At 37.7% G+C, this 223-nt stretch carries 1 protein-coding gene; it reads left to right on the forward strand.

What is annotated here, in order from left to right; translation table 11 throughout:
• The coding region (gpW, locus tag QMN76_RS10925) for a gpW family head-tail joining protein (RefSeq protein ID WP_282066056.1) at positions 1-207 on the forward strand (207 nt) is incomplete at its 5' end.
• Positions 208-223: the final 16 nt, after the last annotated feature.

The following is a 223-nucleotide window of genomic DNA, read 5'->3' on the forward strand; positions in this document are numbered from 1 at the left end:
CGTATTTATCTTGATCAAGCACAACAAGCTTATAATGATTTATTAATTGGTAATAAACCAATCTCTGTTTCTTATTCCCAAGAAACTGGGGCAAAGTCAGTGACATATACCCAAGCAAATCTTCAGCAATTACAGGGATATATCTTGGAGTTGCAACGGACTTTGGGAATTAATCGTAGGCGTGCCATGAGGATCAGATTTAGATGAGCAAGATACCGCAATT

It is taken from the genome of Commensalibacter papalotli (ex Botero et al. 2024), from assembly GCF_947179115.1.
Classification (GTDB): Bacteria; Pseudomonadota; Alphaproteobacteria; order Acetobacterales; family Acetobacteraceae; genus Commensalibacter; species Commensalibacter papalotli.